Origin of the sequence: Bradyrhizobium sp. in8p8, assembly GCF_000426845.1 — a bacterium.
Classification (GTDB): Bacteria; Pseudomonadota; Alphaproteobacteria; order Rhizobiales; family Xanthobacteraceae; genus Bradyrhizobium; species Bradyrhizobium japonicum_C.
This window is the reverse complement of sequence record NZ_AUGD01000010.1, coordinates 135,662-158,350: the sequence shown is the minus strand read 5'-3', so window position 1 is coordinate 158,350 and position 22,689 is coordinate 135,662. Positions and strand designations below refer to the sequence as shown.

General features: G+C 64.3%; 21 protein-coding genes and 1 tRNA gene. 8 read left to right on the top strand and 14 right to left on the bottom strand.

Features of this window, described 5'->3' with window-relative positions; genetic code table 11:
- Positions 1–40 precede the first annotated feature (40 nt).
- A complete protein-coding gene (locus K408_RS0124760; protein ID WP_024341180.1) occupies positions 41–2,338 on the bottom strand; it encodes a GumC family protein in 2,298 nt (765 codons plus the stop codon).
- Positions 2,339–2,540: 202 nt separating this feature from the next.
- On the opposite strand from K408_RS0124760, the gene K408_RS0124755 reads away from it, so the two are divergent.
- The 3 genes from K408_RS0124755 to K408_RS0124745 all read left to right on the top strand — a co-directional run bounded on the left by K408_RS0124755 (position 2,541) and on the right by K408_RS0124745 (position 6,783).
- Positions 2,541–3,674, top strand: coding sequence for a glycosyltransferase family 4 protein (locus K408_RS0124755; protein ID WP_024341179.1), 1,134 nt, complete (start codon positions 2,541–2,543; stop codon positions 3,672–3,674).
- A gap of 117 nt (positions 3,675–3,791) precedes the next feature.
- Positions 3,792–5,342: an undecaprenyl-phosphate glucose phosphotransferase gene (locus K408_RS0124750; protein WP_024341178.1), complete on the top strand. Its 1,551-nt coding sequence runs from the start codon at positions 3,792–3,794 to the stop codon at positions 5,340–5,342.
- Positions 5,343–5,517: 175 nt separating this feature from the next.
- Entirely contained in the window at positions 5,518–6,783 is a 1,266-nt protein-coding gene (locus tag K408_RS0124745) for an O-antigen ligase family protein (protein ID WP_024341177.1), read from the top strand.
- On the opposite strand, the gene K408_RS0124740 is transcribed toward K408_RS0124745, so the two are convergent.
- Genes K408_RS0124740 through K408_RS0124730 form a run of 3 tightly spaced genes read right to left on the bottom strand, consistent with a single transcriptional unit; the run spans position 6,767 to position 9,561 of the window.
- Positions 6,767–7,945: a saccharopine dehydrogenase family protein gene (locus K408_RS0124740; protein ID WP_024341176.1), complete on the bottom strand. Its 1,179-nt coding sequence runs from the start codon at positions 7,943–7,945 to the stop codon at positions 6,767–6,769. The two genes, K408_RS0124745 and K408_RS0124740, sit on opposite strands and share 17 nt — an antisense overlap.
- 9 nt (positions 7,946–7,954) lie before the next feature.
- Positions 7,955–8,737 (bottom strand): DUF169 domain-containing protein, encoded by a 783-nt coding sequence (locus K408_RS0124735; protein WP_024341175.1) that lies wholly within the window; start codon positions 8,735–8,737, stop codon positions 7,955–7,957.
- A 56-nt stretch (positions 8,738–8,793) separates the two neighbouring features.
- Positions 8,794–9,561, bottom strand: a complete 768-nt coding sequence (locus K408_RS0124730) for a YdcF family protein (RefSeq protein WP_035698498.1) — start codon at positions 9,559–9,561, stop codon at positions 8,794–8,796.
- 181 nt (positions 9,562–9,742) lie between these two features.
- Here K408_RS0124730 and K408_RS0124725 point away from each other — a divergent pair, with 181 nt between their 5' ends.
- The 3 genes from K408_RS0124725 (at position 9,743) to K408_RS0124715 (ending at position 11,639) form a co-directional block, all read left to right on the top strand.
- Positions 9,743–10,684 (top strand): acetamidase/formamidase family protein, encoded by a 942-nt coding sequence (locus K408_RS0124725; protein WP_024341173.1) that lies wholly within the window; start codon positions 9,743–9,745, stop codon positions 10,682–10,684.
- Positions 10,685–10,884: 200 nt separating this feature from the next.
- Positions 10,885–11,082, top strand: a complete 198-nt coding sequence (locus K408_RS0124720) for a hypothetical protein (RefSeq protein ID WP_024341172.1) — start codon at positions 10,885–10,887, stop codon at positions 11,080–11,082.
- 74 nt (positions 11,083–11,156) lie between these two features.
- A complete protein-coding gene (locus K408_RS0124715) occupies positions 11,157–11,639 on the top strand; it encodes a GcrA family cell cycle regulator (RefSeq protein ID WP_024341171.1) in 483 nt (160 codons plus the stop codon).
- A gap of 257 nt (positions 11,640–11,896) precedes the next feature.
- Here K408_RS0124715 and K408_RS0124710 read toward each other — a convergent pair whose 3' ends face one another.
- A complete protein-coding gene (locus tag K408_RS0124710) occupies positions 11,897–13,423 on the bottom strand; it encodes a porin (RefSeq protein WP_024341170.1) in 1,527 nt (508 codons plus the stop codon).
- A gap of 391 nt (positions 13,424–13,814) precedes the next feature.
- Here K408_RS0124710 and K408_RS0124705 point away from each other — a divergent pair, with 391 nt between their 5' ends.
- Positions 13,815–14,321, top strand: a complete 507-nt coding sequence (locus K408_RS0124705) for a MarR family winged helix-turn-helix transcriptional regulator (RefSeq protein ID WP_024341169.1) — start codon at positions 13,815–13,817, stop codon at positions 14,319–14,321.
- Positions 14,322–14,345: 24 nt separating this feature from the next.
- On the opposite strand, the gene K408_RS0124700 is transcribed toward K408_RS0124705, so the two are convergent.
- Positions 14,346–15,455 (bottom strand): alpha/beta hydrolase family protein, encoded by a 1,110-nt coding sequence (locus tag K408_RS0124700; protein WP_024341168.1) that lies wholly within the window; start codon positions 15,453–15,455, stop codon positions 14,346–14,348.
- A gap of 265 nt (positions 15,456–15,720) precedes the next feature.
- Positions 15,721–16,692: an SDR family NAD(P)-dependent oxidoreductase gene (locus tag K408_RS0124695; RefSeq protein WP_024341167.1), complete on the bottom strand. Its 972-nt coding sequence runs from the start codon at positions 16,690–16,692 to the stop codon at positions 15,721–15,723.
- 383 nt (positions 16,693–17,075) lie between these two features.
- Between K408_RS0124695 and K408_RS0124690 the strand changes: the two genes are divergently transcribed.
- The gene (locus K408_RS0124690; RefSeq protein WP_024341166.1) at positions 17,076–17,315 is read left to right on the top strand and encodes a hypothetical protein; all 240 of its coding nucleotides are present in this window, start codon (positions 17,076–17,078) and stop codon (positions 17,313–17,315) included.
- Between the two features lie 650 nt (positions 17,316–17,965).
- Here the strand turns inward: K408_RS0124690 and K408_RS0124685 are convergent.
- The 7 genes from K408_RS0124685 to K408_RS0124655 all read right to left on the bottom strand — a co-directional run bounded on the left by K408_RS0124685 (position 17,966) and on the right by K408_RS0124655 (position 22,681).
- Positions 17,966–18,043: transfer RNA gene (locus K408_RS0124685), tRNA-Pro, on the bottom strand.
- 112 nt (positions 18,044–18,155) lie between these two features.
- Complete coding sequence (locus K408_RS0124680; RefSeq protein WP_024341165.1) at positions 18,156–18,734, bottom strand: MerR family transcriptional regulator; 579 nt, start codon at positions 18,732–18,734, stop codon at positions 18,156–18,158.
- A gap of 24 nt (positions 18,735–18,758) precedes the next feature.
- A complete protein-coding gene (locus K408_RS0124675) occupies positions 18,759–19,100 on the bottom strand; it encodes an integration host factor subunit alpha (RefSeq protein ID WP_024341164.1) in 342 nt (113 codons plus the stop codon).
- Between the two features lie 132 nt (positions 19,101–19,232).
- Positions 19,233–20,213, bottom strand: a complete 981-nt coding sequence (locus K408_RS0124670; RefSeq protein ID WP_024341163.1) for a beta-ketoacyl-ACP synthase III — start codon at positions 20,211–20,213, stop codon at positions 19,233–19,235.
- The gene (gene plsX, locus K408_RS0124665) at positions 20,210–21,271 is read right to left on the bottom strand and encodes a phosphate acyltransferase PlsX (RefSeq protein ID WP_024341162.1); all 1,062 of its coding nucleotides are present in this window, start codon (positions 21,269–21,271) and stop codon (positions 20,210–20,212) included. The genes K408_RS0124670 and plsX overlap by 4 nt, the downstream gene beginning before the upstream one ends.
- A gap of 292 nt (positions 21,272–21,563) precedes the next feature.
- Entirely contained in the window at positions 21,564–22,133 is a 570-nt protein-coding gene (locus tag K408_RS0124660; protein WP_024341161.1) for a YceD family protein, read from the bottom strand.
- A complete protein-coding gene (locus tag K408_RS0124655; protein WP_024341160.1) occupies positions 22,130–22,681 on the bottom strand; it encodes a ubiquinol-cytochrome C chaperone family protein in 552 nt (183 codons plus the stop codon). Before K408_RS0124655 ends, K408_RS0124660 begins: the two co-directional genes overlap by 4 nt.
- Positions 22,682–22,689 lie beyond the last annotated feature (8 nt).

The window sequence follows — 22,689 nt, the reverse complement described above, 5'->3', positions numbered from 1 at the left end:
AAGACGCAGCGCGTAGGAGACCGACGGCTGGCGCGCTCGCCTACGCCGCCACGACGCGCGGCGTCTCCACCGCATCGGACGGCTGCACCGGCTTGCTCAGCATCGTCACGTCGCTGAAGCCGACCGCCCTCAGCTGCTCGCACATCAGCGCGCGCGCGTCCGGTGCCATCGACGCATCCGGCACCACGACGGCGCGGGCATGCGCCGTCAGCAGCTCGGCCGGAAGATCGGAGGCACTACCGGCATCGATCAGCACGTGATCATAGGCGCGCAGCAGCGCGTCGATGGCAAGCGCCACGCGCGGGGATTGCAGCAAGCTGCGGTCGAAGCCGGGACGGCCGGCCATGACCAGATGCAGCCGCGACAGCTTGTCCCGGGTGATGATTTGCGCGAACGACGCCTCGCCCTGCATCAGCTCGGCAAGCCCTGGAGCCGAAGCATCGACGGACGCCGCGGCAAGGCTCGGCGAGGACGCCGCGAGATCGACCACGACGACGCGCGCGTCGCGCGAAAGGTGCCGGGCAAGTGTCAATGTCGATAGAGTAATCGCTGCGCCGGGCGCAGTGCCGAGCACGGTGACCTTCCTGGCCTCAGCGCCCGCCCTGCGCAATTTGTCGGCCAGACGTTCGATCTCGTCGAACTCGCTGACATCCTTGTCGCTCACAATCTCGGGCTGCAACGGCGCGGGCTCGGGCAAAGCAGGCTCGACGATCGGGTCGATGGCAGCATCGACGGCAGCAGCGACGGCCGGCTGGAGCGATGGCTCCCGCCGCACCGGCGCCCGCGCCGGCGCAATCGCGGCCAACGTCCGCGGCGCGGTCTGACGCAGCAGCTCGCCGGTGACGACGGTGCCGGACGACAGCAGCAGCGTCGCGATCGTCGCAATGAGCACGATCGGCAGCTTCTTCGGATAGGCCGGCGTGTTCGAGACGATGGCGCGCGAGATGATGCGGCCATCGGTCGGAGCGGTGTCGATGGTTTCGCGGGTGTTGGCTTCGCGGTACTTGGCGAGATAGGTTTCCAGCAGGTCGCGCTGCGCCTTGGCCTCACGCTCCAGCGCGCGGAGCTGGACGTCCTGGCCGTTGGTGGATGCCGCCTGCTTCTTCAGTTGCTCGAGGCTCGTGGTCAGACCATCGACCCGCCCGCTGGCGATCCGGGCGTCGTTTTCGAGCGAGCGCGAGATCTTGGCGGCTTCGTCGCGGATCTGGTTGTCGAGGTCGCCAAGCTGCGCCTTCAGCTCCTTGATCCGCGGATGATTGCCGAGCAGCGTGGACGACTGCTCCGCAAGTTGTGCGCGCAGCGTCACCCTCTGCTCCGACAGCCGGCGCATCAATTCGGAGTTCACGACCTCGGATGCCTCGATCGGCTTGCCGCTCTGGAGCATTTCCTTGATCAGCCGCGCCTTGGATTCCGCGTCCGCCTTCATCGACCGCGCATTGTTGAGCTGGGTGTTGACCTCGCCCATCTGCTGGTTCGACAACGTCGTGTTATTGGTCCCGACGAACAGGCTGGACTTTGAACGGAAGTCCTCGACCTTGGCCTCGGCCTCGGAGACCTTCTTGCGCAGGCTCTCGATCTCGCCGGCGAGCCACTGGCTGGCGTTCTTGGCCTGCTCCTGGCGCACGGCCTGCTGCAGCACGAGATAGCCGTCGGCGATCGAATTTGCGACGCGGGCGGCAAGCTCGGGATCGGCCGACTGGAATTCGACCACGATCACGCGCGACTTGTCGACCGCGTAGGCCTGGAGGCGCTCGTAATAGGCATCGAGCACGCGTTCTTCCGGCGTCATCGCGAACGGATCGCGGCCGATACCGATGAGCGCGGCAAGCGATTTCAGCGGCGAGATGCCCTGCAGCACCGGGTCGAATTCGGGTCGCTCGGCGAGCTTATTCTTCTTGATGATCTCTCGCGCGAGATCGCGTGACAGAACGAGCTGCACCTGGCTGGTGACCGCCTCGGCGTCGAGTGCCTGCCGCTCCTCGGCGCGATCGCTGTTCGGGCGCAGGAACACGTTCTCGCGGCCGTCGATCAGGATGCGGGCTTCGGACTTGTAGCGCGGTGTGATGAGATTGACGACGCCGAGCGATGCGACGAGCGCCACGACCGTCGGCACGACGATCCAGCCGCGCTTGCGCGCCAAGACCGCGCCAAGCGCATGCAGGTCGATATCGCCGGACTCGACCTGCGCCTGCTTCGCGACGAAGGGCGCGGGATTCGCTTCAACCTTGTCGGCTTCGATCTCGGCTTCGATTTTGGGCGCGGCTGCGGGCTTCGACCTCGAGACCGCGCGCGCGATCACCGCCTTGTCCTTGCCGGCACGCCAGAACGCTAAACGCATCGAACACTCCCGCAGGGCAACGCTGCGACTCTACCTCAACCGGCGCGATTACACTCCATTAAGGTTGCCGCTGGGTTAATCGCGACCATCCGGCACCTGGAGCACACCCGCTCGTCACTGTTTGTTAACCACGAGGCCGCTTAATCCCACTCGATTATCTCGCGAAAATTGTTCGGCATTCGCCGTCGAGCTGGTTTTGATCATGCCCCCCTCTCCAGACCGGCCGCTTCGCATCCTGCACGCCGTGCGTGCTCCGGTCGGCGGAATTTTCCGCCATATCCTCGACGTCGCCAATGGCCAGGTCGACCGCGGCCATCATGTCGGCATCCTCGCCGACAGCCTTACAGGCGGCGAGCGCGCCGACAAGGCGCTGGCCGAGCTCGCGCCTCGGTTGAAGCTCGGCGTGCATCGGCTCGCGATCCGCCGCGAGCCTTCGCCGGACGATTTGCTGGTCTGGCTGCGGATGAGGCGCCTTATCGCCAAGCTCAAGCCCGACGTGATGCACGGCCACGGCGCCAAGGCCGGCGCCTTCATCCGCATGCGGCGGCGCTCGGACGATACCATTCGCATCTACACGCCGCATGGCGGCTCGCTGCACTATCCGTTGAACACAATCAAAGGCGAATTCTACGCGCGCCTGGAACGCGCGCTGATGGATTCGACGGATCTGTTCCTGTTCGAGAGCGCCTTTGCCCGCGACACGTATCAACGCATCGTCGGTACGCCCAAGGGCGTGGTGCGTTGCGTCTTCAATGGTGTCACGCCGGAGGAGTTCGAGCCCGTGGTAACGGCCGACGATGCCACTGACCTCTGCTATGTCGGCGAGTTCAGGCACATCAAGGGCGCGGACCTGCTGGTCGACGCCCTCGCACGACTGCACGAAGGCGGCAAGAAGGTGACGCTGACGCTCGGCGGCGACGGCGAGGAGACAGCGGCGCTGAAAGCGCAGGTCGAGAGGCTCGGCCTCACCAATGCGATCCGCTTCATCGGCCACGTCAAGGCGCGCTACGGCTTTTCCAAGGGGCGGTTGCTCGTCGTGCCCTCGCGCGGCGATTCCATGCCCTATGTCGTGATCGAGGCGGGTGCCGCGGGCATTCCCATGATCGCGTCCCGCATCGGCGGTATCCCTGAAATCTTCGGTGCCGACAGCCCTGCGCTGTTCGCGCCGAGCAATCCCGACGCGATGGCCGAGGCGATCGCCGCGGCGCTGGACGATCCACAGACGACCGCGCAGCGCGCACTCTCGTTGCGCGAGCGCATCTCGATGCATTTCTCCCAGCAGGCGATGGTCGAGGGCGTGCTCGCCGGCTATCGCGACGCCTTCATCAATCATTAACCATCCTTAAGGCCGCTTTAGAAAATCTTCCGATTTGTTCGATAGTCGAAGTGCCAGGGGATGCTTGCCCGCGCACTCAAGGCCGTGCCGCGGGCCGTGGAATGGACGTGGACGCCAGTGGAACCGCTCAACGCACGCTCGATGCTCGACGCCGCGACCAGCGCCGCGGCGAAGCCTGCTGACCAGCCCTTCGTGGAACGCCGCCGGCGGCTCTCACCCGCCGCGCTCGAAGTCGTGAACCAGAAGGTCGCCCGCGCCTATTCACCGATCGTGATCGCCGGCTTCGTCCGTTTCGCCGACTTCGCGCTGCTGAGCCTCGTCGGCATTGCGCTTTATGTCGGTTACGTCATGCCGCTTGCCGGCGCCTTCAGCTGGGTCTATCCCGCCCAGGTTATTGCGGTCGCCGTCGCCGCCGTGGTCTGTTTCCAGGCCGCAGACATCTATCAGGTGCAGCTGTTCCGCGGACAGCTACGGCAGATGACGCGGATGATCTCGTCCTGGTCGTTCGTCTTCCTGCTCTTCATCGGCATCTCGTTCTTCGCCAAGTTCGGCAACGACGTGTCCCGACTCTGGCTTGCCGCGTTCTATTTCCTCGGGCTCGCGGCGCTGATCGCCGAACGCCTGGTACTGCGCTCGCTGGTGCGCCGCTGGGCGCGCCAGGGCCGGCTCGACCGCCGCACCATCATCGTCGGCTCCGATAGCAACGGCGAGCAGCTGGTGGAAGCGCTGAAGGCGCAGGAAGATACCGACATTCACGTGCTCGGCGTGTTCGACGACCGCAACGACAGCCGAGCGCTCGACACCTGCGCCGGCGCGCGCAAGCTCGGCAAGGTCGACGACATCGTCGAATTCGCCCGCCGCACCCGCGTCGATCTCGTGCTGTTCGCGCTGCCGATCTCGGCGGAAACGCGCATCCTGGAGATGCTGAAGAAGCTGTGGGTGCTGCCGGTTGACATTCGCCTGTCCGCGCACACCAACAAGCTGCGCTTCCGTCCCCGCTCCTATTCCTATCTCGGCGAGGTGCCGACGCTCGACGTGTTCGAGGCGCCGATCACCGACTGGGACCTGGTGATGAAATGGCTGTTCGACCGCGTCGTCGGCAGCCTGGCGCTGCTTGCCGCCCTGCCGGTGATGGGCCTCGTCGCGCTGGCGGTGAAGCTCGACAGCCCAGGCCCGGTGCTGTTCCGCCAAAAGCGGTTCGGCTTCAATAACGAGCGTATCGACGTCTACAAATTCCGCTCGATGTACCATCATCAGGCGGATCCGACCGCCGCCAAGGTCGTGACCAAGAACGATCCGCGCGTCACGCGCGTCGGCCGCTTCATCCGCAAGACCAGCCTCGACGAGTTGCCGCAGCTCTTCAACGTGGTCTTCGCCGGCAACCTCTCGCTGGTCGGCCCGCGTCCGCATGCGGTGCAGGGCAAGCTCCAGAGCCGTCTGTTCGACGAAGCCGTCGACGGCTATTTCGCCCGCCACCGTGTCAAGCCCGGCATCACCGGTTGGGCCCAGATCAACGGCTGGCGCGGCGAGATCGACAACGAAGAGAAGATTCAGAAGCGCGTCGAGTTCGACCTATATTACATCGAGAACTGGTCGGTGCTGTTCGACCTGTACATTCTCCTGAAGACGCCGATCTCGCTGCTGACCAAGAACGAGAACGCGTATTGAGTTTCCGTCATGCCCCGCCTTGTGCGCAGATGCGCACCGGGCGGGATATCCAGTACGCCGCATCGCGAGCCGTTTCCTCCAAAGCGAGCCGCGGCGTACTGGAATCGCCCGGTCAGGCCGGCGACGACAGCAGTGCTTGTGGTGTACCAGTTTTGCGTAGGCGTATGGGCGTGTGATGGCGTATGCGGCGACCGCCGGCGAGATGAATACAGCAGTCCGCGCTGCGCCCGGCGTGCTGGCTCTCCAGCGCGCGATGGTGTGGCTGGTGGGCGCCTCCGGCGCGATCGTTTTCATCGAGCCGAGTCCCTACGAGATCGCAACGCTGCTGGCGGCGGTCGTCTTCTTCGCCACCGGCCTGCGGCTGAAGCTCGTTCTGATGCCGCTGGTGCTGATGCTGGTTCTACTCAATGTCGGCTACACGATCAGCGCGATCCCGCTATTCGATAAGCCCGCGGTGGTGACCTGGATCGCGACCTCGTGGTACATGGCGGTGACCGTGCTGTTCTTCGCGATGGTCATCTCGGAAGACACGGCGGCGCGGCTGGACATGCTCCGCCGCGGCCTCGTGGCCGGCGCTTTGGTCGCCTCGCTGTTGGCGATCGCGGGCTACTTCCACCTGATCCCCGGCGGCAATGATCTCCTCACGCTCTACGGACGCGCGCGTGGCACGTTCAAGGACCCGAACGTGCTCGGCGCCTTCCTGATCCTGCCGGCGCTGTTTGCGCTTCAGAGCGTGGTCTCAGACAAGTTCGGCAAGGCGTTCCGCAACGTCATCGCCTTCGGCATCATGTCGCTTGCGATCCTGCTCGCCTTCTCCCGCGCCGCCTGGGGCGGCTTGGTGCTGACCTCCGGCTTCATGCTGGCATTGATGGTGCTGACCAGCCGCACCAATGCGCAGCGCTCGCGCATCATCATCATGGCGATCGTCGCGGCCGTGCTGGGGCTGGCGTTGATTGCGGTGCTGCTGTCGTTCGACGCCACCGCCGAAATGTTCAAGCAGCGCGCGAGCTTCGACCAGAGCTACGATGAGGGCCGCTTCGGCCGGTTCGGCCGACACATCCTGGGGGCGGAGATGGCGCTCGACCTGCCGTTCGGCATCGGCCCGCTGCAATTCCACCGCTTCTTCCCCGAGGACACCCACAACTCCTACCTCAACGCCTTCATGTCCGGCGGCTGGCTCTCCGGCGTGTGCTATCCCGCGCTGGTCTTCACCACCGTCATCATGGGCTTCAGGCACATCTTCGTCCGTGTGCCGTGGCAGCGCGCCTATCTCGCGGTGTTTGCCGCCTTCCTCGGCACGGTCGGCGAAAACTTCGTGATCGACACGGACCACTGGCGGCACTTCTGGATGATGCTGGGCGCGATGTGGGGCATGATCGCCGCCGCGCAGGCCTACAAGATCAGGGCCGTCGAAGACGCCTGTCCTATTTCTCCACCTTGAACGTCAGCCCTGCATGGTCCTGCAGCCGTTTGATCAGCTTGTGCTGCATTGCCGCTCCCGGCGTCCAGAAGCCGCCCGGAACGTCGGTTGAGTCACGCAGCAGGCAGATCGCGCATTCGGAGATCATCTTGGAGGTTGAGCCGTACCCGGGATCGCGGTCGCCGGTGACGCCCGCGCGCACCTGGCGGCCGTCGGGCGCGATCGCGACGTAAAGCAGATCGAACAGGCCGTTCTCGCGCTCTTCCTTCGACGGCCCCTCGCCGGGCTTGGGCGCATTCGGGCCGGTCTTCTCGGCATTGGCCGCCATCACGCGCTTGGCGTTAGCCTCGCCTTTTTCGCCCGGACCGGTCAGGACCATCTCGTCGTAGACGAAGTCCTTGCCGTAGGGAAAGCCCATCAGCATGTTGGAGCGGTGGACGTTGCGGGTGTTGATCAACGCCATCATGAACGGTGCGGCCCAGGATTGCAGATCCTCCTCGTAAGCTGCCCTGTTGCCCTTGGGCTGCTTCGGGCCGGTGAACCCCGGCGTCAGCGCGAAATGATCGTTGAGGATGGCGACGAGGCTGAGATCCTTGGCGACCGCATCGAAGGTCGCCTTCGCGCTCGCCGCGGTGCCGCCGGACAGCGTGCCGCGCATGTCCCGCACGCGGCCCTTCACGCGCGCGGCCGGTGCGCCGAACACGCGCTTGGCCTCCTCCTGCACGAAGAACGTGCCGAGCTCGAACGGCACGGAATCGTAGCCGCATGAGAATACGATGCGCGCGCCGCTCGCCTTGGCCGCCGCCTCGTACTTGTCGATCATCTGCCGCATCCAGACCGGCTCGCCGCAGAGATCGAAATAATCCACACCCGCAGCGATACAGGCCGCGAGCAGATCCTCGCCGTAGAATTGGTACGGCCCGACCGTCGTGATCACCGACCTGGTCTGCGCCACCATTGCCTTGAGCGATGTAGCGTCAGATGCGTCGGCCGCGAGCAGCGGCGTATCGGCAGGCGCGCCGATGGCTTCACGTACCGACTTCAGCTTGTCGAGGCTGCGGCCCGCCATCGCCCATTTGAGCGCCTTGTCGTCCTTGTAATGCGTCGCCAGATATTCCGCGACGAGCTGGCCGGTGAAGCCGGTCGCGCCATAGACGACGATGTCGAATTTCGCAGAGCTCATAATCGGCCTTTACTTCTTCGCGTAACTCACGCCCATGCCGGCACGGACGTCGCTTTGAATGCCATAGGGCGGGATCGGATAGCGCAGGCCGTTCTTGGCCAGCGCCTTCATGCCCTCGATCGCCTTGGCGAGATGCGACGGCTTCAAGGCCATCAGCATCTCCTCATCCGGCACGCCGCCATAGCGCCGTTCGGCATAGCATGGCAAGGACAGGCTGGGCTCCCCGGTCTTGAGCGCCCGCCCCCAGGAATCGGCGCAAGCGGTCTCGCCCACCACGCCCCATTCGAACTTCTTGTAGCCGGTATATTGCAGCCCGTTGATCAGGATGATCATCTGCCCGGGCGTCGCGTAGACGAGACAGATGTCCGGCGGATCCAGCCGGCCGCCCGCCAGCGGACTGACGGCGAGCGCCTGATATTGCCCGAACGGAACCACATCCAGTGCCTCCTGGCGCCTGCGCGCGTCCTCGGCCGTGCCGTGCCAGACCCCGACATAATTTTCGCCGGCGAGCCACTTCTCGTCCTGCGGCGCAAGGCCAATGACTGCGCGGCACTGTGCGCCGACGAGATCGTCTGCGGTGATGCCGACGGTCCATCCCAGGCGCGCGGCCATGCTCACGATCTGGTCGGTGGTGTGAATTGCGCTCGGGCGGCGTATCTTCGGGATCGCCTCCATCTCTGCGACCGTTGCAAACAGCTTCATCCCGATCACGTTCGTCTTCAGCCGCAGCAGGCTGTTGAGATCGGCGACGAGGCCGGCAAGATCGATCCTGTCTGCGCTCTGCTGTTGCATGGCTTCCTCCCGGCCGGCGACCGCGCGCCGTGTGTTCTTGTCTTGACGGCTTCGTTCTAGTCCTTGCCCGGTCCCGGAAGCAACTCGCCGGTCCTTCCCATCAAACGGTAAGCCACGAGGCCGATCCACTCGCGGACGGCGACATCGGTCCGACGAAGACCGTCCGTGCCCATGTTTGTGAACGAGAACAGGTCCTCGCGTCCCCCCATCCGCCAGTCCACCGGATAGGCCTCGACGTCAAAGCCGGCCTTGCGGAAGATCCCCATCGAGCGCGGCATGTGGAAGGCCGACGTGACCAGAAGCCAGCGCTCGCCCGGCATTGGCGATACCAGTTTCCTGGTGAAGATCGCATTCTCCCAGGTGTTGCGGGAGTCGCGCTCGAGGATCAGGCGTTCCTTCGCGATCCCGAGATTCTCAAGGATCGGCGCGGAATAGTCGGCCTCCCTCGCCTCGGTCGAAACCAGGTTCGCTGTGCCCCCGGTGAAGACGATTCGTGCGTTGGGATAGCGGCGGGCGAGCTCGGCCGGCGCAAACAGGCGATCGGCCGCGTGCGCGACGACCGGCGTGCGGTGCGCCGCCGAGAGGTCGGTGTCGACCGAGCCGCCGAGCACGATGATGCCGTCGGGCGCGCCTCGCGACGGGTCCCACGACGGAAAGCGTGACTCCAGCGGGTAGATCAGGAGATTGCCGAGCGGCGAGAACGCAGCGAGCGCCAACAGCACCAGCGTGGTCACGGCAAGCCGGCGGCCGAGCGTGGCAAAGCGCGTCGCCATCAGCACGACGGACAGGATGCCAAGCTCGACCAGCAGGTTGATCGGCAGCAGCGCGGTGCCCAAGGTCTTGGAAAGGACGAAGAACAGTGGAGCCTCGCTCAAATCACCTGGCCTAATTCACACGGCCTGCCGGTGCGGGCTTGACCGGCCCTGCCATCTTCAGAAATCTTCTTGAAAGAGGATCGATCGCCGGGTCAAGCCCGCGGCCGATGAAACCAACCGGACGCGGCAAATGACCCATCATCACCTGCATTCGAGCCCCGAAACCTGCCATTGGGGCTTCTTCGAAGCTGCGCTCAAGCCCGTCCTCACCGTCAAGAGCGGCGACGAGGTGACGGTCGACACCATCAGCGGCGGTCCGGACATGCTGCCCGACCAGAGCAAGTTTCACATTCCACCCGAGATGCACGAGGTTCATGCGAAGAACGAGCGGATGCTGCCCGGTCACATCCTCACCGGCCCGATCGCGGTCGAGGGTGCCGAGCCCGGCGACGTGCTCGCGGTCGAGATCCTCGAGGTCCAGCTCCGGCAGGACTGGGGCTGGAACATGATCAAGCCGCTGGCCGGCACCCTGCCCGACGATTTCCACGAGACGCGCATCCTCAACATCCCGCTCGACCGGACGCGGATGGTCGGCCGCATGCCGTGGGGGCTGGACCTGCCGCTCAAGCCGTTCTTCGGCGTAATGGGCGTTTCGCCGCCGCCAGCCTGGGGCCGCATCTCCTCGCTGATCCCGCGTGCGATGGGCGGCAATCTCGACAACAAGGAGCTGGGTGCGGGTGCGACGCTGTACCTGCCGGTCTTTGTGCCAGGCGCGATGTTTTCCTGCGGCGACGGTCATGGCGTGCAGGGCGACGGCGAAGTCTGCGTTACTGCGATCGAGACCGCGCTGCAGGGCCGCTTCCGCCTGACGCTCCGCAAGGACCTGAAGCTCGACTATCCCCGCGCCGAGACAGCGACGCACTACATGACCATGGCGATGGATCCCGATCTCGACCAGTGCGTGGTGCGCGCGCTGCGTGACATGATCGCGCTGCTCGGCGAGAGGCGGAATCTGTCGCGCGAGGATGCCTACATGCTGTGCAGCCTGGCCGCCGATCTCAGGGTGACCCAGACCGTCAACGGCGCCAAGGGTATCCACTGCATGATCGAAAAGGCGATCGTGCACGGCTGAGCCGCCTGGCCCTTCCCTGACCTGCCGACACCGACCCGCGCCTGCCGCCCCGCGCGACGCGTTGCGTCGTGCCCGATTTTTCGTGCGATTCCAATGCGCTAATGAACCAACCCGGCCTGGATTTGACTTCCACCCCCGAACCTAAATAGAGTCTTAATCGTTACTTTTATGTACCCGAGTAAGAGGCTAGCGTTCGGGCCATGGCCACCGAAAAAGCCGAGACTGACCGCATTCCCGTGACCTTGGCGCTCTCGACCATCGCCTACCTGGAGAAGCTGGTGAGACAGGGCACCCACGGCACCAGCGTTCCCGGCGTCGCACGGACATTGATCGAGGAAGGCATCCGTCTCGCCATCAAGGACGGGCTTTTGTCGATCCGCGACAATGGCAGGACGTAAGCGCGCGCCGGACGTGAGGCGGACGGATCTCGATCAGGCGGATGGCCGATATCTCCAACCTGGGACCGTTACACATGCCTGCTCTCTCACCGACCTGGACCGACGAACGAATCGAGCTTCTGAAACGGCACTTCGAGGCCGGCCTCTCCTGCCGCGAGATCGCCGCCGACATCGGGGTCAGCCGCAACGCCGTAATCGGGAAGCTGTCCCGGCTGAATCTGACACGCGGCCGGACGGCCGACGACCGCAAGGTCCAGGACAGAGGCTTCGGGCCGCAGCGTGCACCGCGGGCGGTCCCGCGGCTGCAATATGAGATGCTCGCGACGATCTATGGCGAGACCGACGCAGCCGCGGTTGCAGGTCCGATCGACGAGGCCAATCGCTGCTCGCTGCTGGAGTTGTCCGAGAACCGCTGCCGATGGCCGATCTCGACGCCGGGCGAAGACGATTTCTGCTTCTGCGGCAACAGCGCTCCCGACGGCCAGCCCTACTGCGCGGGTCATAGCCGCCTCGCCTACCGGCCGCATGCGCGCGCCCGCATGATGATGCGCGGCTGAAGCACCACACCAAACGAAAAAACCTCCGGCGGGGCATCACCGGAGGTTTTGGAGGCTTAGCGTGAAGCTAAGAGCCGCAACTTTCGTATTTGGCTGAGAGCTATATAGCTTAGTAACTCAGGTAAGTAAATAATTCGAAGACGATCAAAGCGCATGGCTCGTCTTCGTCGTCTGCACAGGCCAACGTTTCCCCAGCGCCCGCGCTTCGCGAAAAGCCCCGGCGGTTTTCCGCCGGGGCCTGGTCGCATCTTAGGCTCTTACCAGTTGCGCTGAGCGCGGAGCAGCAGCGTGAAGCTGTCCTGATCCTTCAGCTCGTAGACAGCCGCCGGCTTGGCAGTGGCTGCGTTCCCGCCGTAGGCGACCGTGCCCGAGTACTTCTGGTCGATCCGGCTCCAGTTGAAGTCGCCCGAGAAAGTCAGGTTCTTGACCGGAGTCCAGCGGGTGATCACGCCAACCTGGGCAATGTCAAAGTCCGGATTGCAGGTACCGGTCAGAGCCAAAGCCGCCATGCCTGCACTGCCACAGATCAGCCCCTTGGCGGTGCTGCCGTAACGGACGGCACCGTACGCACCGTAAAGCGCCGTGTTCCAGTACGGATTCCAGTTGTGCGTGAATGCGCCGCGCATACCGTACGTCTTCGTGAGTTCAAGGCCGGTGCCGGCTCCGAAGACTGCATCTGAAACGCCAGCGAAACCGACGCTCTGGTAAGCGCCGTTGCCGCTGCCGCTGAACATCGAGTAGCTGGTCGCCGCAAGGCTCTGGAAGTTGTAGCGGCTGGCACCCTCGGTGTAGACGCCCTGGATGTTGACCACGTCACCTGCGCCGGTCGGGATGTTCTTGATCGACAGAGCCAGTGCAGCGGCCCACCCCCATTTGTCGGACGGCCCGCCGGTCGTTTCGTTGCCGCCATAATATCCGGCGTGGTTGTTGTGGGCCGCCACCGAAGCCTGGAACAGACCCCAAGCCTGATCGACGCGCACCATACCGACGATATCAGGTGAACGCGAACCGCCGATGTCATTGAGACCGTACGCGCCACCGAGGATTCCGGCAGCCGTCGCTCCCGAAGTGTTCCAGATGTTGGTCTGGTAGTAGGCGGTCTGATCCTGTGCCGAAATCGAGGCCGTGATGCCCTGGCCAAAATCCGCAGTGTAAGTGAACTGGTTCACGCCGGTAACGGTGCCACCGCCGCCGACCAGCTGGTCGAAGTTGTTGCCCGGATAGTTCGTCCACGGCGCATCGAACTGCGACACCGCCTTACCCATCGTAAAGCCTGCGAACTGGATGAAGGCGTAGTAGACGCCGAGTGCGCCGCCGGCGACGGAGCCCGAACCGCTCGTTCCGGACGGAGCCGAATCATAGGCGGTCGAGCCGCCGGTCAATCCAGTGCCGGTACCGCTGTAGCTGCCCGAGGTCCAGGTGAACACCGCATCGAAATAAGTACGGACGACGCCGTACTCGGTCGCGGTGCGCGTGTCGATGTTGAGGTCCGCGCGAGACCGCATGGAGTAGTAGTTGGTCAGACGGTTGTGTGCGCCCGCCACGCCGCTGAACTGACCGTTGTAGTGGCCGCCGGAGTTGAGCGCGACTTCAGCGCGCAGGTAACCGCCCAGCTTGACGCAGGTGTCGGTGCCCGGGATGTAGTAGAAGCCGGCACCGTACAGCGAGCAGATCTTGACGTACTCGACCGCCTTCGCCTTGACGGGCAGATCGGCTGCCTGCGCTCCGCCCACGGCGATCAGACCCGCCGCTGAGCCGAGCAAAAGGCTCTTCACCAATTTCATATCAAACCTCCAAGTTGTCATTCACGGCGAGGCGGGCCGTCAGCCCCCCAAACCCCGCCTCTCAAAACCCGCTCAGCCGCTTCGCGCCTTCCGACACCCGCTTGAACGCGAGGGACTTGAGCGATCCACCTGCAACGGAACGGTCGAGAATCCCCCACCGTCGGCGCGCACTATGCATGCGCGCATTTGCTAATCAAAATAGTTTATAAAATCAGGTTTCTGATTTACGGATGGCTGTGGTACGGCGGCAACAACGAGCCTGACCTCGTCGCCTGAGTGCATCATATTTGGCAGTTTTGTAACAATTTGTCGGCTCTGCACTTGCATCAGGGCAGAGTTGCGTGAACTATTGTCTCAAGACGGCAAGAAGCCAGATCACGGGAGCGCCGCTGTGTCCGCGACGAGAAAAGAAGGAGCGCGCCTGCGCACCATCGGCAATCTGGACATCATCAGGCGCTTCACTTGGGAAATATCTTCGATCAACATGTATCTTGAGGAGCTGCGTCAGTTCTGGGCGCGAACGCTCGGCATCAGCGGGCCGCAATGGCTAATCCTGATGGCCATCTCCGACCTCGACAAGGACGAGGGCATCCCGGTCAACGTCGTCTCCAAGCTCCTCCACGTCGACCCGTCTTTCGTGACCACCCAGTCCAAGCTGCTCGAAAAGAAGGGCCTGCTGCGCCGTCGCCCGTCGCCGACCGACGCCAGGGTGGTCAGGCTGTCCCTGACAGAGAAGACGCAGAAGCACCTGGCGAGCCTCCACGAGCAGTACAAGACCATCCGGGAATTCGTCTTCCAGGAATTCGACGAGGCCGAGCTTACCGAATTCACGGCCAAGCTCGCGACGCTGAAGACCCGTCTCGAAAAGGCCTGCGTCCGCCTGAGCCTGGACTTTTGACCCCTGCGCTTCTGACGCGGGCCGCTAGATGCGCCTGGCGGCGCCGAGCCGCGATTCGAGCCAGTCGAAGATGTATTCGTTGGCCAGGCTCGGATTGTCCGCATGGGCCTGCGCCGCGCCGGTCTCGGCCGCAGTGAACACCTTCAGCATGACGTCCGCACTTCCGAGCCGGGCGCTCTGGACGATCTGACGCGCCCGATCAGCCTTCAACCAACCGTCCTCGCCGAGCGTGATCAGCACCGGGCAGTCGGCGCTGGAAGCCATCAGCGGCGCATGGGGCACCGGGACGATGCTGACGTCGCTCACCGCGAAGCGACTGGCAAAAAAGGCCCGCTCGTGCAGGTCCCACAGGCCGCCGTCGCAGACGGCGGCGGCCAGCCGCGGCTCCTGCAACACCGCGCGTGCCACGAAGGATGAGCCCCAGCCATCGGCGATGATCCCGATGCGCGCGAAGTCGACGTCAGCACGCGTCTCCAGATAGTCCATGACCCCGGGGATCGCGCTCTCGAGATCCCGGCGCTGCAACAGCGCATCGAGATAGTCGTCGCGCTGGTCGCCGAAGAGATCGAGCGCCAGCATCGAGAAGCCGCGCTCGCGGGCATGCGGCACGAGCTTGAACAGAAACTCTTCCTTGCGGTGGCCGGGCTCGCCGATGCAGATGACGGTCGGAGCCGACCCGTCTGCCGAGGGCGCAGGAAGGAAGTAGCCCTGCAACGAATGCCCCTCGAGCCAGGGTATGGTCACCACTTCGCCGGCCGGGCTGCGCGCAGCGAGATAACGGCGAGCGCATTCCTGCATCGCCAGCACCGCAACCCAGCGGCGCTCATCCGCGGGGTCGAGCGGCATCGCCGCGGCACCATAGTAGTTCATCGCGCGCAGCCAGTTGCGCTGCGCACTCGCCAGATGGCCCTCCGCAAACGCCGTCTCGGCACGCTGCCGATTGGTTTGCGCCAGCTTCTTCCATTCGCGGTGCCAGGACCGGTCGTCGCCGCGCTTCAGCTGACGGGCGATCATCAGGCATTCTGCGATCGTGGCGCCGCCCTCCTGGGCCGCGGTGAGCAGCCGCGTGAACTCAGCGGAAACGTCCTCTCGTTCCGGGCAGAAGGTCCAGTCGTCGGAGAGGCATGCGGGCATCGTCGGGAGCTACGCTCTATCATCGCGCTACCCTGATGGACTAAACCATTTCAGTTAGCCGACCAAGCGGCCGTGCGCCCGACGAGCGGCGTTTCAGATCACCATCGCTTGAACACGGCATGTCGCATGCGTGACATACCGATGGGTCATAGAGTGGGCGAACATCGGCGAAAGAACATTGGCAGGAGGTGGCACGCAAAATTGCGGTCGCATCTCTTGCCATGACGCTCATCATACCCATATTCGCGCTCGCCCGAAGGCGGTCTCAACCAAGCCGCCAGCCGACCTCCTGAGTAAAGCTTTCATAGAAGGCGCGGTCGTAGGCCTGCTCCGGCGTGGCGCGCACGCGCTCGTCGAGGCGCTTGGCGTCCTCGCCGACGAGAATGCGCCAGCGCTCGGCCTTGACCCCATCGAGAATGATCTTCGCGGCCTCCGCGGCCGTCGTCGGCGCATCCTCCAGGAAGCTGCGGGCGCGCTCGGCGAATACCGCCTGGATGTCCTCGTCCGACATCTTGTCGGCATCCGGCACGCCGGCCGCGACCATGCGTTTGCGAGTCAACGCCACCTCGTCGGCATTAAGCCGCTCCGAGCCGTCGGCGCTCTGCACCTTGCGCGAGTTCGAGACGATCGAGGTGCCGATGTGACCGGGCATCACCACCGAGCACTTGACGTGGGGCGCGTGCAGGCGAAGGTCGTTGATCAGCGCTTCGGTGAATCCCTTTACCGCGAACTTGGCCGAGCTATAGGCGGTGTGCGCCTGGTTCATGCCGATCGAAGCCCAGAAGCCGTTGACGCTCGCGGTGTTGACGATGTGGGCCTCGTCCGCGGCGACCAGCATCGGCAGAAAGGTGCGCACGCCGAGATAGACGCCGCCCCAGCAGATGTTGAAGGTTCGCTCCCACTGCTCGCGCGTATTGGTGAAAAGGCTGCCGCCGCCACCGATGCCGGCATTGTTGAACAGCAGATGAACCCTGTCCGTCTGCTGCTGCTCGGCGAGCTCGTCGCGAAAACGCTTCAGGTGGTCCTCTATCGCGACATCGGCGACATGCGTCGTGACGCGCAGGCCCTGCGGCAGCCTCTCGGCCTCACAGAGCCGTTTGGTCTCGGCCATCGCAGCCTCCGAGACGTCGCACATCGCGACGTTGCAGCCTTCGGCCACGAGCTGACGCGCGAGCTCGCGCCCCATTCCCGTGCCGCCGCCGGTGATGACCGCGATCTTTCCAGCAAAATCCTTCATGGGACTTCGGTCCCTCCGTTGTCGGTATGTTTCTTTCGGGCTGCCCGCGCTGTGGCGCCATCGCAAATGTAGCAGCGCCGCATCCGCAGGTAAAAGCGGATCGAAGACCATTCGGCGTCTGTTATTTCGGGCAGCGGATTATCGACCGCTCTGGCAATCACCACGCGGTCCGCGCATGTGAGGCAACCACGCCCGCGGTACGTTCCGTAGTTCTCCGGCTTCGGTTTATTGGCAAATATTTACGATCCGAATCGTCAAATGGACTCCGGACGCTGGGGCGAGTGGGCCAGGCCAGCGTGTTACTTGCTTATTTGCGTGTCACGCGCTCTGGCACTCCGCTTGCATCCTCGTCGTGGTCAGAAACAACCGATGAGGTGACAAGAATGTTCGTGACCGTCGTTGCCGTACTCTGCCGGCTCGGTGCAGCCAGCTCAGGCAGTTGCGTCGAGGAAATCGTGACCGACAGCAACATGACGCCCGAGATTTCGATGATGCAGTGTGCGGTCGGAGCACAGGCCCCGCTCGCGAAATGGATGGGCGAGCATCCGATCTATCGCGCCAACTGGCGTCTCGAGCGCTACAAATGCGTGCCGGGTCACTACGAGATCAAGGGCCACGCCTGACGGCCCGCAAAACTACCGATCCGTCAACGACGGAGAAGAGGAAACGCCCCGGAGGCCGCCTCCGAGCCACACAGCGCCAGTCGTGAAGAGACGACGCGCTCCGTGACAACGCTCACGCATCTCTCCCATGCCGCTACCGCTTGCAATCACCCGCGCGCGCCGTCCGTCCGGCGACGGCATCACCGCGTAATCGTGCGGCTGGTCACACATTAGATTCAGCTCGACCGGCACGCCAACCGGCAATGCAGAGCCCGCGAGTGTCGTACAATTCAAATTGCGCACGCCGGACTGCCGACGCACCTCACGAATTGCGTGTCGACAAGCTTGCATGATCCGTATGACAGGACATTGCCGTGATACGACAACATGACCAGCCAGCCCCGGACGTTAAGCCGACAGCGATGGGAAGGCGTCGGGATCAACCGTCATTCGGTGAGGCGCACCCTGACAATGCTCCCGTTCTGCGCGACCAGTTGCGACGATTCGGAAAACATCATCCGACGAATGACATATCTACGGTGCATGGGGTTTGTTTCGGTTGGTGGCTGACCGCCGAAGCGCTGGCGCTGCTGATCGCGCACGCATCCGGCTCGGGCGGGAGCACGCCCCACGCCGATCGTCCATCCACCCGACAGATGCTTTGAGAAAAATGGTCGGAGCGAGAGGATTTGAACCTCCGACCCCTAGTCTCCCAGACTAGTGCGCTAACCGGGCTGCGCCACGCTCCGAATGCCGTTCCATTAGCTAGGATCGCCGCTTTGCGCAAGGCGAGCGATGCCATTTTGGTGTTGCCTTCCCGAAGCTTCCGGAACTTGCCCGCAAAAGCCGGCGAAAAGCGCCCTACCCGTCCTTCAGCGCCTGATCCAGCATCTCGCGGCAGGCGACGAGATCGGCGAGCGCGCGGCCCAGCCGCTCCCGGTCCAGCGCGCTGGGGCCGGCGGCCGCAGCGGTGGCGCCGCCCTTGCGGAAGGTGGTGAGGATCTCCTCGTCGTCGATCTCCGAGAAGCGGAAGTCGATGCCTTCTTCTTCGTCCCCCTGGAAATCGTCATCGTCGGTGTCGGTAATCCCCTTGATCGGCGCCTCGTCGTCGGGCTCCATCAGGCTCGCGCCAATGGCATCCTCGATGGCGCCGAACGAGACCGCGGCGGCGCTGTCGGCGAGGCCCTGCACCGATTTGACGCCGTGCTCCTTCAGGATCCGCTGCACGCCGCGAATGGTGTAGCCCTCGCCGTAGAGCAGCCGGCGGATGCCCTTGAGCAGGTCGACGTCGTCGGGACGGTAATAGCGGCGCCCGCCGCTGCGCTTCATCGGCTTGATCTGCGAGAAGCGGGTCTCCCAGAACCGCAGCACATGCTGCGGAATGTCGAGTTCCTGCGCTACCTCGCTGATGGTTCGGAACGCATCCGGCGCCTTGTCCAAAGGCCAGTCCTTTCCGAAAGGGGGTTACGCCTCTTCTTTAGCCTTGCTGGCGTCGCCGTTGGTGCGGTGCTGGTTGTTGATCCGCTGTTTCAGAATCGCCGACGGCTTGAACACCATGACACGGCGCGGCGAGATCGGCACCTCGGTGCCGGTCTTCGGGTTGCGGCCGATCCGCTGGCCCTTCTTGCGCACCATGAAGGAGCCGAACGAGGACAGTTTCACCGTCTCGCCCTTCTCCAGGCAGTCGGTGATCTCCTTCAGCACGAGTTCCACGAAGGCGGACGATTCCGTGCGCGAAAGGCCCACCTTCTGGTAGACGGCTTCGCACAGATCAACTCGCGTTACGGTTTTGCTGGTCTCGGTCATCGCCCTGCCCCACATCACGGCGAACAATTGTTGTCTGAAATTATGAGGTTACGATACGACGGTCAACAGCGCTCATCAATGCAGACGCATCGATAATCGCGGCCAAATCCGGCAAAATTTTATCGACTGTTGCTACCAGCGCACGAGGGCGGAGCCCCAGGTGAAGCCGCCGCCCATGGCCTCCAGCAGAACCATGTCGCCCTTCTTGATGCGCCCGTCCTTGCGCGCCACCGATAGCGCCAGCGGGATCGAGGCCGCCGACGTGTTGCCGTGGCGGTCCACGGTCAGCACCACCTTCTCCGGTGCGATGTGCAGCTTGTGCGCGGAGGCGTCGATGATTCGCTTGTTGGCCTGGTGCGGCACGAACCAGTCGATGCTGTCGGCATTCAGCCCGGTCGCCTCGAAGGCGTCGACGATCACATCGGTGATCATGCCGACCGCATGCTTGAAGACCTCGCGGCCCTCCATGCGCAGATGACCGACGGTCTGGGTCGAGGACGGCCCACCATCGACGAACAGCTTTGACTTGTGGCGGCCGTCGGAGCGCAAGTGCGTGGTGACGACGCCGCGGTCGGTCGCGGGATCGCCCGGCTGCTCCTGCGCCTCCAGCACCACGGCTCCGGCGCCGTCGCCGAACAGGACGCAGGTGCCACGATCATTCCAGTCGAGGATGCGCGAGAACGTCTCGGCGCCGATCACCAGCGCGCGCTTGTAGGCGCCGGTGCGGAGGAAGTTGTCGGCGGTGGCGAGCGCAAACACGAAGCCCGAGCACACGGCCTGTAGGTCGAAGGCCGCGCCGTGATTGATGCCGAGGCCGTGCTGCACGGCGACCGCCGTTGCAGGGAACGTGTTGTCGGGCGTCGAGGTCGCCAGCACGATCAGCTCGATCGACTGCGCGTCAAGGCCGGCATCGCTGAGCGCGGCCTGCGCCGCCTTGAGCGCCAGATGCGAGGTGAACTCGCCCTCGGCCGCGATGTGCCGCTCGCGAATGCCGGTGCGTTGCACGATCCACTCGTCGGAGGTGTCGATGCGCGCCGCCAATTGGGCGTTGGTCACCACCTGCTCCGGCAGATAGGAGCCGCAGCCGAGCACGACCGAACGAATTTGAGTCACGAAACAGCCTCCTGCGCGGCCTGCACCGAACTGAGTGCACCGCCCTCGCGGTTGAGCATCTGATTGATCTTGTTCAGGAGATCGTAGTGAGCCATCTCATAGCCAACATCGATCGCATAGGCAAAGCCTTCGGCGTTGGTTCCGCCGTGGCTCTTGACCACCACCCCCCTCAGTCCCAGCAGCACGCCGCCATTGGACTTGTTGGGGTCCATCTTGTCGCGCAGGGCTTGGAAGGCGCTGCGGGCGAAGAGATAGCCGAGCTTGGAGAGCCAGCTCCGCTGCATCTCATTACGGAGCAATTCCGCCATCTGCCGCGCGGTTCCCTCGGCGGCCTTGAGCGCGATGTTACCGCTGAAGCCCTCGGTGACGATGACGTCGGCGAGGCCCTTGCCGATGCCGTCGCCCTCGACGAAGCCGATATAGTCGAGCTCCGGCAGGTTCCTCGCGCGCAGGATTTCGCTGGCTTCGCGGATCTCCTCGTGCCCCTTGATTTCCTCGGCGCCGATATTGAGCAGACCGACCGTGGGCCGCTTCTTGTTGAACAGCACGCTCGCCTTGGCCGCCCCCATCACCGCCATCGACACCAGGTGGTGGGCATCGCCGCCGAGCGTGGCGCCGAGGTCGAGCACGACGGACGCCCCGCGCTTGGTCGGCCAGATCGCGGAGATGGCCGGCCGGTCGATGCCCGGCAGCGTCCGCAGGTGGAAGCGGGCCATCGCCATCAGCGCGCCGGTATTGCCGGCGGAAATCGCGACATCCGCCTCGCCCTTCTTGACCGCATCGATCGCGAGCCACATCGAGGAGGTCTTGCGGCCGCGCCGCAACGCCTGGCTCGGCTTGTCCTCCATGCTGATGGCGACGTCGGTATGGATAACCTTGGAGGCGGCTTTCAGCTTCGGGTGCCTGTCGAGCTCGGGCTCGATCTTGGCGCGGTTTCCGACCAGCAGGAACTCGATATCGGGATGCCTGCCAAGCGAGATGGCGGCGCCGGGAACGACCACGGCAGGGCCGACATCGCCCCCCATGGCGTCCAGCGCGATGCGAACCTTGCTTGGCATGTAAGTCCTGGAAACCTGGTCTGGTGCGGTCTGGAGCTAGCGGGGCCGCGAAATGGGGTCGCCACGGAGTTGGCGATCGGCCAAGCGCCACGCCGCACCCGGACCGGGCCGCGACAATAGCGTTTTGTACCCCCGAAACAACCTCTTGCCCCCAGCCTTTTGGGCCGATCCGGGAGCGGGCGCATGAACGGGCGAGAAACCCATCACAATCAATCGGATAGTGCCGTCCTTCAAACCATCGCGGCAAACGGCTCATGCTCCACCCCAAGCCGCCCGGCGCGGAAATGCTTGGCTATTTGCCCTTCTTCTTGTCCTGGAGCGCCTTCAGCGCCGCGAAGGGATGGTCCTCCGGATCGGGGGCGCTGACCTCCGCCTCGAACACGGCCCCTTCCTTGCGCGGATAGGGATCGATCGCCAGGAACAGGGCGTCGGTGGCGAGTCGGCCGAGGTCGATGATGCCGCCCGTAATCGGCTCGGGAGGATCGGCGACCTCCGGCGCCTGCCGGTCGTCCTGCCCCTCCTCGATTAGGTCGGCCAAGCGGCGCGCCTCCGCCTCAGGGGCGAACATCAGGTCGACCTCCTCCTCGATCTCGCTCTCGATCGGCTCCAGCGAGACGACGCAGGTCTGGCCGATTCGGCCGCGGACCAGCCCCGTGACCTGGACCCGCCCACCGCTTTTCGGCACCACATCGAAACTGGCATGGGCCGACAGTATCTCGCGGAGGCCCGCGAGCTCGGCCATGGCCTGCCGCTCGGCAGCTGATGCCACAAGCTCACGATGCAGGCCCCCGTCAGGGATCTGCGCAACGATGACGGGCGATCGCCAGGGATCGGGCGGGGATCCGGCATTCGGTCGGCTCATGGCGTGACATCCTCTGGAAGCGCCGGAGGGAATTTGAAGCTTGCGCGCAGCAGCGCGGCCTCGTCGGTCCGGCCGAGATCGGCTTCCGTGGCTTGGGCATAGGCCGAGAGCCTGTGCGCCCGATCCATGCCGGTCCCATTCAAGATATTCTTGCAGATCGCCGATGCCAGCGCCTCGCCGCCGCTTTCCATGGCTGTATCGTAGGCTTGGACGCGGCCGTAGAAGGCCTCGCCAAAGGCCCGCATCCGCTTCGGCACAGTCTGGTCGCCCACCCCCATCTCGCGCAGGTTGTCGTCCATGTCCTCACAGAAGCGGTCGAATAGCGCCTGAGACAGCTCGGTGCCGCCCTGGGCTGTGCGCAGGCGACGCAGCAGCAACCACAGATGCAGCAGCAACAGGTCGAAACGCCCGTTAACCGTATCGGGCACGCCCAAGTCCCGGTAAAATATGGGTTCTCGCGCCTGCGTCACGATCATGCCATAGATGGCTTCAATGGTGCCCGGCGGGGTTAGCCGGGGTTTCCTGAAGTGATTGAACGGCCAAAGCATTGTGGTTT